General features: G+C 73.6%; 11 protein-coding genes and 2 pseudogenes. 6 read left to right on the top strand and 7 right to left on the bottom strand.

Features of this window, described 5'->3' with window-relative positions; all coding sequences use genetic code 11:
* Positions 1 to 206: 206 nt before the first annotated feature.
* From ACZ4IF_RS21470 to ACZ4IF_RS21480, 3 genes are read right to left on the bottom strand one after another with little or no spacing between them, the layout of a single operon-like run.
* Positions 207 to 578 (bottom strand): peptidase inhibitor family I36 protein, encoded by a 372-nt coding sequence (locus ACZ4IF_RS21470; protein WP_359499127.1) that lies wholly within the window; start codon positions 576 to 578, stop codon positions 207 to 209.
* A gap of 2 nt (positions 579 to 580) precedes the next feature.
* Entirely contained in the window at positions 581 to 1,321 is a 741-nt protein-coding gene (locus tag ACZ4IF_RS21475; RefSeq protein WP_467565014.1) for a hypothetical protein, read from the bottom strand.
* A gap of 30 nt (positions 1,322 to 1,351) precedes the next feature.
* Positions 1,352 to 1,726 (bottom strand): hypothetical protein, encoded by a 375-nt coding sequence (locus tag ACZ4IF_RS21480; protein WP_467565016.1) that lies wholly within the window; start codon positions 1,724 to 1,726, stop codon positions 1,352 to 1,354.
* 860 nt (positions 1,727 to 2,586) lie between these two features.
* On the opposite strand from ACZ4IF_RS21480, the gene ACZ4IF_RS21485 reads away from it, so the two are divergent.
* A complete protein-coding gene (locus tag ACZ4IF_RS21485) occupies positions 2,587 to 3,522 on the top strand; it encodes a hypothetical protein (protein ID WP_467565017.1) in 936 nt (311 codons plus the stop codon).
* Here the strand turns inward: ACZ4IF_RS21485 and ACZ4IF_RS21490 are convergent.
* Positions 3,512 to 3,739 (bottom strand): annotated as a pseudogene (locus tag ACZ4IF_RS21490) (flavin reductase family protein); the annotation flags it as partial. The gene ACZ4IF_RS21485 and the pseudogene ACZ4IF_RS21490 sit on opposite strands and share 11 nt — an antisense overlap.
* A 104-nt stretch (positions 3,740 to 3,843) precedes the next feature.
* Positions 3,844 to 4,083, bottom strand: coding sequence for a hypothetical protein (locus tag ACZ4IF_RS21495; protein WP_095938115.1), 240 nt, complete (start codon positions 4,081 to 4,083; stop codon positions 3,844 to 3,846).
* A gap of 360 nt (positions 4,084 to 4,443) precedes the next feature.
* On the opposite strand from ACZ4IF_RS21495, the gene ACZ4IF_RS21500 reads away from it, so the two are divergent.
* The 4 genes from ACZ4IF_RS21500 to ACZ4IF_RS21515 all read left to right on the top strand — a co-directional run bounded on the left by ACZ4IF_RS21500 (position 4,444) and on the right by ACZ4IF_RS21515 (position 9,601).
* Entirely contained in the window at positions 4,444 to 5,481 is a 1,038-nt protein-coding gene (locus tag ACZ4IF_RS21500; protein WP_467565019.1) for a PHP domain-containing protein, read from the top strand.
* 436 nt (positions 5,482 to 5,917) lie between these two features.
* Positions 5,918 to 6,730 carry an SAM-dependent methyltransferase gene (locus ACZ4IF_RS21505; RefSeq protein WP_467565021.1) on the top strand — a complete coding sequence of 271 codons (813 nt, stop codon included), beginning with the start codon at positions 5,918 to 5,920 and terminating at the stop codon, positions 6,728 to 6,730.
* 307 nt (positions 6,731 to 7,037) lie between these two features.
* Positions 7,038 to 7,997, top strand: coding sequence for an SDR family NAD(P)-dependent oxidoreductase (locus ACZ4IF_RS21510; RefSeq protein ID WP_467565023.1), 960 nt, complete (start codon positions 7,038 to 7,040; stop codon positions 7,995 to 7,997).
* 167 nt (positions 7,998 to 8,164) lie between these two features.
* Complete coding sequence (locus ACZ4IF_RS21515; protein ID WP_467565329.1) at positions 8,165 to 9,601, top strand: DNA-3-methyladenine glycosylase 2 family protein; 1,437 nt, start codon at positions 8,165 to 8,167, stop codon at positions 9,599 to 9,601.
* Between the two features lie 251 nt (positions 9,602 to 9,852).
* Here the strand turns inward: ACZ4IF_RS21515 and ACZ4IF_RS21520 are convergent, their stop codons facing one another.
* Together ACZ4IF_RS21520 and ACZ4IF_RS21525 are read right to left on the bottom strand one after the other, a co-directional pair.
* Positions 9,853 to 10,593: a Type 1 glutamine amidotransferase-like domain-containing protein gene (locus ACZ4IF_RS21520; RefSeq protein WP_467565025.1), complete on the bottom strand. Its 741-nt coding sequence runs from the start codon at positions 10,591 to 10,593 to the stop codon at positions 9,853 to 9,855.
* A gap of 67 nt (positions 10,594 to 10,660) precedes the next feature.
* Positions 10,661 to 10,846: pseudogene (locus ACZ4IF_RS21525) on the bottom strand (PNPOx family protein); the annotation flags it as partial.
* Positions 10,847 to 10,999: 153 nt separating this feature from the next.
* Here ACZ4IF_RS21525 and ACZ4IF_RS21530 point away from each other — a divergent pair.
* Positions 11,000 to 12,244: an SGNH/GDSL hydrolase family protein gene (locus ACZ4IF_RS21530; RefSeq protein ID WP_467565027.1), complete on the top strand. Its 1,245-nt coding sequence runs from the start codon at positions 11,000 to 11,002 to the stop codon at positions 12,242 to 12,244.

Here is a 12,244-nt window from a genome sequence, read left to right on the forward strand (position 1 = left end):
AACGGGCTCGGGCGGAAGTCACCGGGACATCCCGGACCGTCGCCCGGCTCGTGAGGGCCTGACAACGAGTTCCGGGCCCGGGCGGGTCGAACCGCCCGGGCCCGGATCTCTCCGTGCCGGATCCGTCTCTCCCTGCTCCACCGTCCGCCCACGGCCCCCACCGCGGGCGGACGGAGCCGGGTGGACCGGGTCAGCCGGTCAGCCGGTCAGCAGCTCATGGCCCAGGTGTGGGAGTCTCCGCGGTCGTTGGCGACGCCGTTGTACCCGACCTCCTCGCCCGGGGTGAGGCAGATCGTCATGTCACCGCCCTGATAGGCGTCCTCGTAGACCTTGACGTGGTCCTTGACCCCCGGAGCCGAGACGCCGTGATTGGCCCAGGAGGAGTCGGTGTCGGCGATCCAGCTCTCCCACCAGCCGTCGTCCCCCGACCAGTTGGCACGCTGGCCGGCGAAGTTGGCGTTCTCCCAGGCGCAGAACTCGCCGCTCGGGCAGTCCGCCGCGGCGGAGGGTGCGGCGAGGGCCAGCCCGCTGCCGAGGGCGAGGACGGCCGCGGCGGCGGAGGTGGCCAGGCGCTTCATGGTCACGAGGTGGTACTGCCTTTCTGTCGGTCCACCGGGTCGGTCCGCGCGGCGTACAGGGCCGCCGCGCGCTGCAGTGCGCGGGTGCGCAGCCGCTGGTAGGTGGTCAGCTGGTCGCGCCGGTCGGCGCGGACCTGGTTCAGCAGGGCCGGCTCCAGGCGGGCCCTGAGCCGGGCGAGGCCGCTCGAACGGGCACAGCGCGCGGAGAGGGCGGGGTCGGGCCGTTCGGGCCGGGGTCCGTCGGACGGGGTGACGCAGCGGGTCCAACGGGCCCGCGCCGCGTGGTAGCCGGGGTCTCTGTCCATGCGCCGCTGGGCCTCGGCACGGAGGTTGTTGACGACGACGCGGCTGCGGAACCAGAGCTGCTGGTCGCCGTACAGCTCGCGCTGCGCGGCGGCCAGGCATCCGTCGGTGTGACCGGTCACGGTGTATCCGGTGGCGAGGGTGACGGACAGCTCGGACCGGCCGGCGCCGAACAGGGCCGCCTGGAGCCGGCGGTCCCGCTCGGACGAGCCGTCGCGGCCGGCCGGGGAGTGCCGCAGGGTCAGGCCCCGGACGGCCAGGCAGCGTTCGACGAGCACCTGCTGGGCGGTGTCGATGAGGTCGTCCTGGCCGCGTTCGGTGGTCGGCAGCGACAGCGCCCCGCGCGGGTCCTCCCCGGGTGCGGTCGTCGCGTCCGTGGCGCATCCCGTCAGCGTCAGCGCCCCCAGCAACGCGAGGAGCACCGGTGTCGTCGGATGCATGGCCTGTCGTGGGCTGGACCGGTTCACGCCTCAGCCGACCTCGCAGCCCATCGTCGTGTCGGCCACGCCGTCGAGCCGGGCTCCCCAGGGCCAGTTGTCGGCCAGGTCCCGGGCACGGATCAGCCGGTAGTGGCAGGTGTCGCGCCCCCAGTCGATGGCGTAGACCGCGGTGTCCGTGGTGGAGCGGAAGGACGCGGCCCTGTCGTGCAGGAACTCGGGCACGTCCGTATAGCCCGGTGGTGTGTAGCACCAGGAACTGCCGTGCTGTCCGGCCGCGGTCCAGAAACACACGTCTCCGGCGCGGCGGGCCTCGGAGGCGGTCGCGGACGGGGCCGCGAGGAGCGCCGAGGCCGCCAGCACGGTGCCGACGAGGGCGGCGGCGGGCACGGCGGAACCACGGAACATGACGACTCCCGGTGGGATGAGGGGGCGCCGGGGTCGTCGTGATCACCCGGCGAGGTCAACGTGCCCTCGCGGGATCGGGCCCATGCGCGGTTCCCACCGAATAATGATCTTTGGCGAGGTGTGGGGGCATTCGCGCTCTCCCCGGCTCGCAACGGCGCGAAACCCGCAGGTCCGCGCGCTCCCCGTCGCCCTCCGGCCCGCCACACGGCTCTGGCCGCCACACCCGCCGACCGGCGCTGCGGCCGTACTCCCTGTCGGCACGCCAGGACATGCGCGGGACGCGTCGCCGGGGCGAATCCGCGCGGCTCTTGACCGGACTCACCGCACCGGCTCACGGCCGGGGCGATGCCCCCACAGGCGCGTGCCGTTCCTCCGTCGGGGCCTGCCGACTCTCGACCGGGGGCGTCGCTCGGCAGGCGCGTGCCACCTCACGGCCGGGGCGTGCCGTCTCACGGACGGGCGGCACTCTCGTCTCACGCCCGGATGTCCCTGCCCGCTCGCCGCTTCGCGGTCCCGATGTGCGAAGCCGGGTGCCGGGGGCCGAGCGCGGGCGGCCAGTAGGGCTTCGTTGACTGTGCGACCGACAGGCGTGGCTGATCTTCTGCGGTTCGCGGCGTGAGGCTGCGACGATCGGACCGGCGGCGTCGCCCCCGTGACCGAAATGTTGAATCGCCGCAGCTCAGACGTCAAGATCCTGCTCCTGCTGGAGTACTGGACGACCCCAGGGGTGCGGCTCCGCCCCGCATGGAGGACGATGCGCGGCGGAGGGGATTCGAATGCGTTCAGAAATGCGGGATCAGGTGCAGGCAAGGCCCCCGTGGCATGCACAGGTTCCGGCCCGGGCGCAGACGCGGGTGCGGGTGAGAGACCGGTTCGGCTCGGCGTTCACGGCGTCGGTCTCGGTGCTGTTCTTCGAGACGGTGATCGGGTCGATCGTGTTCTACGTGTGGATGGAGACCCAGGAGGTCCCGTCCCTCGGCTACAACCTGTTCAACATCTTCTTCCTGTTCATCATGGGATTGATCGGAGTGGCGGCCGGGGCGGTCGGCGCCGTCCTGCTGTCGGTCGCCGTGGTGATGCCGCTCGTGGCCGTCGCCGGATGGCTCGGCCGCACGGTCTCGGCGCGTGACGTCTGGTGGTGGATCCCGCTCCTGGCGGCCGCCGGCGGCACCCTGCCGGGGCTCGTTCTCGCGTCGATGGTGCCCGCCGGGTTCCCGGAGAACGTTTCGTCGGGCCTCATTGGGTGGTTCATGGGTGCTGCGGCGCTCGGCGTCCCGGCGCTGGTGGTCCGCAGGCTGGTGCTGCCGGACCGCCCGCGGGTGTCCGGCATCGCGATGTTCGGCTGGGTGGCGCTGTACGGGACGCTCGGCGTCGTCGTCACCGGCGCGCTCGCCGGTGTCGCCCTGTACGCCGGGATCGGGTACGAGCCTCCACGGCTGACCGCGGAACGGCTCGCCGGGACGTGGTCCGACGGCAACGGCGGCAGGATCACCTTCACGGCGGACGGCAAGGTCACGGCCGACGGGGTCAAGACCTTCGGCTTCGAGGACGACCGTCACGACGCGGGGCAGCCCTGCACCGGTGCCGGCACCTGGGTCCACCACCCGGGCGACGGGTCGTGGTCCCAGAATGTGGGGGTCTCCGTCGACGCCTGCGATGGGAGCCTGGGCCCCTGGGAGGTGTTCGGGACCCCCGAGCACCCGAAGCTGTACGTGCTCGTCGGCGACCCCGACGCCTGGGACCTGTACATTCTGGAGCCCGACGACCAGCGCCGCGAGGAGCCCGTCAGGGACTGAGGCGGCCGAAGCGTCCGCGGTGGAACAGGAGCGGCGCGGCGTCGCCCTCCCCGCCCAGGGCCTCGACCGTGCCGACGACGATCAGCTGGTCGCCGCCGGTGTGGACGGTGCGGATCGTGCAGTCGATCCAGGCCGGGACGCCGGTGAACCGGGGCGCGCCGGTGACCGGGGCGGAGGAGTGTTCGACGCCGGCGAAATTGTCGGCGCCGCTCGTGGCGCGGTCCGGCCACCCGATACGACAAGACCGCCACCATCCACCTCGCCGGACTCCACGTCGCCGCAATCTTCATCTGATCGGCGAGGTGATCCGAGGGAAACGCCCTAGGTGCGCGGCGTCCAGGTGAGCTTGTCTCCGCCCACCCAGCGGACCACCTCGGGGTCGTCGAGATCATGGACGGTGATGCCGTAGGCCGCTGCGGTCTCCAGGACGTCGGTGATCGCCTTCGCCGAGCCGACGACCTCGCCGTCGATCTCCATGATCCGGAACGGCGGCGTTCCGGGCTGGACTCCGAGCACCATGATCCGCGGGTGGGAAATGTAGGGGCTCGCGATTTCGGTCATGAATAGAGCGTAGAGCGGTTCCGGCGGATCAGCGGCCGAGCGCCGCGGGCGTCCGCGGGCATCCGCGTCCCGACCGCTCTCCCACGGCGGCACGGTGCGGCTCCGCGCGTTTCGCCCGGCCGGGTGAGCGGCCGGGCGATCAGCCGGTGAGCAGCGGGGGCGCCCACGGCGTACGGACACCACGGCGCCCCGCACGCCTCGCCGTGCGGGGCCACGACGGCTGGGCAACGCTGGAGGAACCGCCCCGGGCCGCGGATCAGTGCCGGAGCGAGGATCAGGACCGGGGCGCGGATCAGGACCGGGTCGCGGATCAGGGCCGATCCGGTGCGATCCGGTGCGTTCAGGAGCGAGGAGGCGCCGATGGACCCCCTGGAGGCTCTGGACCGCATCGCTTTCCTGCTGGAGCGGTCCCAGGCGCCCACCTATCGTGTCCGGGCCTTCCGCACCGCCGAGGCGGTACTCGCCGGCCTGCCTCCCGGGGGTGTGGCGGAGCGCGCGGCGGCCGGGACGCTGGACTCGCTCAAGGGCGTCGGACCGAAGACCGCGCAGGTCGTGCGCGAGGCGCTCGCCGGTGAGGTGCCCGCCTACCTGGAGCGTCTGGAGGGCGAGACCGAGGAGCCGCTCGTCCGGGGCGGCGAGGCACTGCGGGCACTGCTGCGCGGCGACTGTCATCTGCACTCCGACTGGTCGGACGGCGGCAGTCCGATCCGCGACATGGGCCGGACGGCGGCCCGGCTCGGACACGAGTGGGCGGTCCTCACGGACCACTCCCCGCGGCTGACCGTGGCCCGCGGACTCTCCCCGGAGCGGCTGCGCGAGCAGCTGGACGTGGTGGCGGAGCTGAACGAGCGGTGGGCGCCCTTCCGGCTGCTCACCGGCATCGAGTGCGACATCCTCGACGACGGATCGCTCGACCAGGAGCCGGAGTTGCTGGACCGGTTGGACGTCGTGGTCGTGTCGGTGCACTCCAAACTGCGCATGGACGCGCGCTCGATGACCCGGCGGATGGTGGCCGCCGTGCGCAATCCGCTGTCGGACGTGCTCGGGCACTGCACGGGCCGTCTCGTCGGCGGGCGCGGCCGGCCCGAGTCGGAGTTCGACGCGGACGCGGTGTTCGCGGCCTGCGCCGAGTCGGGCACGGCCGTGGAGATCAACAGCCGTCCCGAGCGGCTCGACCCGCCCCGCCGGCTGCTGCGCCGGGCGGTCGACGCGGGGGTGCTGTTCTCCGTGGACACCGACGCGCACGCGCCCGGCCAGCTGGACTGGCAGGGGTACGGCTGTGCGCGGGCCGAGGAGTGCGGGGTGTCCGCCGAACGGGTGGTGACCACCTGGACCGTCCAGGAACTGCTGGCCTGGACCGGGGACCGGGTGACACCGGAGCGTACGAGCCGCGTCTGACGTGCCTTCCCGCGGCACCTGCGCGGGGCGTGGAGCCCGGCGGGGCGCGGACCACCGGGACGGACCCCGCCCTGCTGCCCGGCGCAGGCCGCCGGGACGGACCCCGCACCGCTGCCGGGCACACGTCCGACAGCGGCCGTGACTCGCCAGAGAGGTCCCCGCACCTGCCCGCCGCCCCCGTGCGACCGGCCCGTGAGCCCCTCGCGATCCACCCCTCGGCCCCTCGCGATCCGCCCCTCGGCCCCTCGCGATCCGCCCGTCGAACGGGAGTACGTGCCGCATGCGCGGATTCCCGGGACGTCGTGATCACCGGGCGGCACAATGGCGGCGACGGTCCGGTGCCGCCCGCGGCGGCCGGTCGGTGGCGACGGTCCCGTGCCACCCACGGCGGCCGTACGCGCCCGGGAGGGACCGGGGCGCGCAGGGAGGAGAACGCGTGAGTGACAGCCAGAGCCCGTCCGGCGGGTCCCCGCGACTGAACACCGGTGTGGCGCACAACGCCCGCGTCTGGAACTACTGGATCGGCGGCAAGGACCACTACGAGGTCGACCAGGCGGTGGGCGACCAGGTCGCGTCCATGTTCCCGGTGATCCGTGACGTGGCCCGGGCGGACCGGGCCTTCCTCGGCCGCGCCGTCACCCACCTGACGGCCGAGCGCGGAGTGCGGCAGTTCCTGGACATCGGCACCGGGCTGCCCACGCTGGACAACACCCATGAGATCGCGCAGCGGATCGCGCCCGAGGCGCGGATCGTGTACGTGGACAACGACCCGATCGTGCTGGTGCACGCCCGCTCGCTGCTGACCAGCACGCCCGAGGGGAGCACCGACTACATCGACGCGGACGTGCACCGCCCGGACACCATCGTCCAGGGGGCCGCCGCGACCCTCGACCTCACCCGGCCCGTCGCCGTGATGATGCTCGGCATCCTCAACTTCGTCCTCGACACCGAGCAGGCGCGGGAGATCGTGCGCACGGTCATGGCCGCGGTACCGTCGGGGAGTTGCCTGGTCCTGACGCACCCCACCACCGACGCCGACCTGGGCGGCGAGGGCAACGTCGAGGCGATGAAGTTCTGGAACGAGAACGCCACCCCGCCGATCACCGCGCGCAGCCGTGCGGAGATCGCCGCGTTCTTCGACGGCCTGGACCTGGTCGCGCCGGGGCTCGTCTCGTGCTCGCGATGGCATGCCGACGGGGATGCCGCAGCGGTCGTCCCCCAGTTCGGCGCGGTCGCGATGAAACCGTGACAGGCCGGGCACAGCACCCGTGACGTAGATCACCGCGGCTGGATTCGACCCCGGGGAACACTCGCGGGTAGTTTCCCGTTGAACGACTCGTGGGTGCGGATGGGACAGTGTCCCCGGGCCTCACCACATGCCCAAAGGGACGATCGTTCGGCTGAAGCCCTGTGGAGCCTTTCGCCGAGAGGCGACCGCCATCCGGGCCCCCACATACGGCCCCGACCGAGATTCCCCCGTCCGGTCGGGGCCTTTCCCTTGCCCGGGGCGGGCCGCGCTTGACTTCGAGTTCGCTTCAATTCGTAGCGTGCGGAGCATGAGCACTGCACAGCACAAGATCGGTTCTGGTTTCGGTGCCCGGAGCACCGCCGACGACGTCCTGAACGGGATCGACCTCTCCGGAAAGCTCGCGATCGTCACCGGCGGCTACTCGGGCCTCGGGCTGGAGACGACCCGCGCCCTCACCAAGGCGGGCGCCCGGGTGGTCGTCCCGGCCCGCCGCCCGGACACGGCGCGCGAGGCGCTGGACGGCATCGACGCGGTCGAGGTGGAGGAGCTCGACCTCGGCGATCTGGAGAGCGTCCGCGCCTTCGCCGAGCGGTTCCTCGCCTCGGACCGCACCGTCGACCTGATGATCAACAACGCCGGGATCATGGCCTGCCCCGAGACGCGGGTGGGACCGGGCTGGGAGGCCCAGTTCGCGACCAATCACCTCGGGCACTACGCACTGGTGAACCGGCTCTGGCCGGCGATCGCACCGGGCGGGGCGCGCGTGGTGTCGGTGTCGTCCGCGGGCCACCACTTCTCCGGCATCCGCTGGGACGACGTGCACTGGGCGAACGGCTACGACAAGTGGGAGGCCTACGGCCAGGCGAAGACCGCGAACGTGCTGTTCGCGGTGCACCTGGACCGGCTCGGCCAGGAGTCCGGCGTGCGGGCCTTCGCCCTGCACCCCGGCGGCATCCTCACACCGCTCCAGCGCCACCTCCCCCGCGAGGAGATGGTCGAGCGCGGCTGGATCGACGAGAACGGCACCCCGCTGAACCCCGAGGGCTTCAAGACGCCCGAGCAGGGCGCGGCCACCCAGGTGTGGGCCGCGACCTCGCCGCAGCTGGCCGGCATGGGCGGGGTGTACTGCGAGGACTGCGACATCGCCGAGCCCGCGCCGGCGGACGGCACCCGGGTCGGCGTGTGCGCCCACGCGACCGACCCCGAGCAGGCCGCACGGCTGTGGGAGCTGTCGGCGGAGCTGACCGGGGTGAACGCGTTCGCCTGAGCTCCGTACGGCCGCGGGGGGGGGGGGGGGGGGGGGGGGGGGGGGGGGGGCCCCCCCCCCCCCCCCCCCCCCCCCCGCCCCACCGTTCCGCCCCGCCCGCCCGCGCCCAGCGTCATGTCCGAAATCCGCCAGACCTGTGCCGGGCGACGGCGCACACTGGGAGGGTGATCGACGAAGACACCAGGTACGAGGCCGTACGGAGCAGGGACGCCCGGTTCGACGGGGAGTTCTTCTTCGCGGTGGAGACGACCGGGATCTACTGCCGGCCCAGCTGCCCCGCCGTGACGCCGAAGCGGCAGAACGTGCGGTTCTACCCGACGGCCGCAGCGGCGCAGGGCTCCGGCTTCCGGGCCTGCCGCAGGTGCCGCCCGGACGCCGTACCGGGCTCCGCGGAGTGGAACGTACGGGCCGACGTCGTCGGCCGGGCCATGCGCCTGATCGGGGACGGCGTCGTCGACCGCGAGGGGGTCGGCGGTCTCGCCGTACGCCTCGGCTACAGCTCCCGGCAGGTGCAGCGGCAGCTCACCGCGGAGGTCGGCGCCGGCCCCGTCGCACTGGCCCGTGCCCAGCGCGCCCACACCGCGCGCGTGCTGCTCCAGACGACCGGACTCCCGGTCACGCACATCGCGTTCGCGGCCGGGTTCGCGAGCGTGCGGCAGTTCAACGACACGATCCGTGCGGTGTACGCGTCGACGCCGAGCGAGCTGCGGGCCGCGGCGCCGCGCACCGGTTCCGACGTCCCGCGCGGGGCCACCCCCACCGCCGGGGTCCCGCTCCGGCTCGCATTCCGGGGGCCCTACCAGTCCACCGACGTCTTCGACCTGCTCGCCGCGGAGGCGGTCCCGGGCATCGAGGACGTCGGCGGCCCGCACGGCAGGCGCACCTACCGGCGCACGCTCCGGCTGCCCTACGGCAGTGGCATCGCCGCGGTCGACGAGCGCCCGAGCGGTGCCCGGCGACGCCCCGGCCCCGCGGACGCGGCGCACCCCGGCGGCTGGCTCGACGCCCGGCTCCACCTCACCGACCTGCGCGATCTGACCACCGCCGTGCAGCGGCTCCGCAGGCTGTTCGACCTGGACGCCGACCCGTACGCCGTCGACGAGCGGCTGGGCGCCGATCCGCTGCTGGGCCCGCTGGTCGTCGCGCGGCCGGGCCTGCGGTCACCGGGCGCCGCCGACCCGGACGAGCTCGCGGTACGCGCGCTGGTGGGACCGACCGCGGCCGAGGAGCTGGTGCGACGCTACGGCAAGGCGCTGGACGCCCCGTGCGGCACGCTCACGCATCTCTTCCCGGAACCGGCCGTGCTCGCGCAGGCCGAGCCGGACGGCACCCTGGGCGCACTGGCCGCCGCCCTCGCCGACGGCGCACTGAGGCTCGACCCGGGCGCCGACCGTGACGACGCCCACGAGACGCTGCTCGCGCTCGCGGGGATGGACGAGGACACCGCGGCCGTCATCCGCACCCGCGCGCTCGGCGATCCGGACGTGGCCCCGCCCGGGCAGGACGTGCCGGACGGCTGGCGGCCCTGGCGGTCCTACGCCGTGCGGCACCTGGGCGCGGCGCGGCAGCGGGGGGAGGGGCCGGGCCGGGACCGCGCGGTCTGACCGGGCGGCCCGTCGGGACGGCTGCGCAGACCGTCGGGACGAACCGTCGTGACGGCAGGCCGGAGCCGACCGGACGAAGCCGACCGGACGAAGCCGGCCGGACGAAGCCGGCCGGTCGAAGCCGACAGGTCAACGTCGACCGAACGAAGCCGGCCGGACGAAGCCGGCCGGACGAAGCCGGCCGGACGAAGCCGACCGGACGAAGCCGACACGAGGGAGCCGAGAAGCCGTCGCGAAGGCCCCGCGACGGCTCAGCCCACCGTCGACGGCAGCAGACGCGGTTCGAGACGTTCCTCCACCGCCGTGTCGCCCTCGCGCCTGACCAGGTACGCGCCCTTGCCCGGTATCTCGGTGACGGCCTCGACGAGTTCGGTGCCGCGGTAGACCAGGCCCACCCCGTCGTCGGTGCAGTGGGTGTCGGGGAGCGTGCCGTCGGCGACGAGACGCTGCACCAGCGGGCGGCGGCCCGCGTCGCTGTCGTAGTGCACGCCGTTGCCGTACGGCAGGTAGCCGAGCCCGTCGGTGAGCGCGCGCAGCTCGGGGCCGAAGGAGTCCGTGGTGCCGCCCCGGAACCAGCAGAGGGAACCGGCGCTCACACCGCTGAGCACGACCCCGGCCTGCCAGGCGCGCCGGAAGACCGCGTCGAGGCCGTGGACGCGCCACACCGCGAGCAGGTTCGCCGCCGAACCGCCCATGACCCACACGACGTCCTGTTCGAGCACCGACGCCTCGATGTCCTCGAGATTCGGCATGGGGAAGAGATGGAGGGGAGTCAGGTCGAAGCCCGCCACACGGGCCGCCTCGGTCATCCGGGTGGTGAAGTGCTCGGCGTCGCCGATCGCCGTGCCGACGTACATGACACGAGGGCGCCGGCCGCGGACCTCCGCCAGTTCCACGGCGTGGTGGACGAGGGCGTCGAAGGTCACCCGCGTGCGGTCTCCGGGACGATGACCACCCGAGGTGGCCAGAATGGTGGGCTCCGAAGCGGTCATGGCTCGCGACCCTACCAAGGGCGTGCCGCCGGACGATCTTCGACGGGAGGGCCGGCCGGACCGGTCGGTCCTCAAGTCCCCGGCTGTGGATCCGCTTCGGGTGGACGCGGATCAGTTCCTCACTGAAGTACGGGCCCAACTCGTCGGGCCCGGCGAGCAGTTCGCCCTGCCCGCGCATGCCGACGCCGCGCACCTTCCACGGCCGGAGGCTGACGATGCCGTCGACGACGAGAGCGACCTCCGGGTTCTGCCGACGGGCTTCGACAGCCTCGGCAGGCCGTGTCCGCCGGGCCTCGGCGGAGCCCGCCCGTCCGGCCTCCTGGACCGGCCCGCCGGTTCCCGTGGGGTGCGCCCAATGGTGTGACAGCGTGTTGAGCGGGCCGACGGCCAGGGAATCGATGCCCTCATGACCCGCGCGATCAAGGTCCGGCACCTCCTGGCCGCTCTGGTGACCACCGTGGTTCTCGCGCCGCCGCACGCGAACGCGGACACGGGCCGGTTCCCGGACCGGGCGGCCGCCGGGGCGCGGGGCCCGGCGTGGACCGGCACGTGGGAGGCGGCCGCCTCCGGCACCGCCGACGCCCTGCCCGGTGCCTCGATCCGCAACGTCGTGCACACCAGTGTCGGCGGGCGCGCGGCCCGCGTCCGCCTGTCCAACCGGCTCGGCACGGCACCGCTGCAACTCGGCTCCGTGACCCTCGCGTTGCAGCGCCCCGGCGCGAAGGCCGGCCCCCGGGCCGTCGCGGGTTCGATGCGCAAGGTCACCTTCTCCGGTGCCGGATCGGTGACGATCCCCGCGGGCCGGGACGTGGTCAGCGACCGCGTCGACCTCACGGTCCCCGCCGACGCCGACCTGCTGATCTCGGTGCACACGCCCGTCGACTCCGGCCCCGCGACGTACCACCGCTCCGCGCTCCAGCCCAACTTCGTGGCGGTCCGGGGCGACCGCACGGCCGAGGAGAGCGGCGCCGCGTACACCACCACCCGCAACAACTGGTACTACGTCACCGGTGTCGACGTGCTCGGTTCCTCCGCCGTGGGCAGCGTGGTCGCGCTCGGCGACTCCCTCACGGACGGCACCGGTTCGACGTCCGGTGCCAATCACCGCTGGCCCGACCGGCTCGCCGACCGGCTGAGCGCCCTGCCCGCGCACCGCCGGCTCGGCGTCCTCAACGCGGGCATCGCCGGGAACCGGATCCTGCTCGACGGCCGGGGTCCGAGGACCTTGTCCCGGCTCGACGCCGACGTCTTCTCCCGCACCGGCGTCCGCTCGCTGATCGTGCTGCAGGGCATCAACGACATCAAGGGCCCACCGGAGCAGACGGATCCGCGTGTCATCGAGGACGCCTACCGCCTGATCGTGCGCCGCGCCCACGCCCACGGCATCCGTGTCGTCGGCGCGACGATCACCCCGTACGGCGGTCACAGCGCGTACACGCGGGCCCGTGAGGCCACGCGGCAGGCGGTCAACGCCGCCATCCGCACACGCGGCCTCTTCGATGCGGTCGCGGACTTCGACGCCACCGTCCGCGACCCGGCCCGCCCGAGCCGCATCCGCCCCGCCTACGACCCCGGTGACCACCTCCACTTCAACGACGCGGGCATGAAGGCGCTGGCCGGCACCGTCGACCTCACGGCGCTCGCGCCCTGA

It is taken from the genome of Streptomyces sp. NPDC025784 (assembly GCF_055558435.1).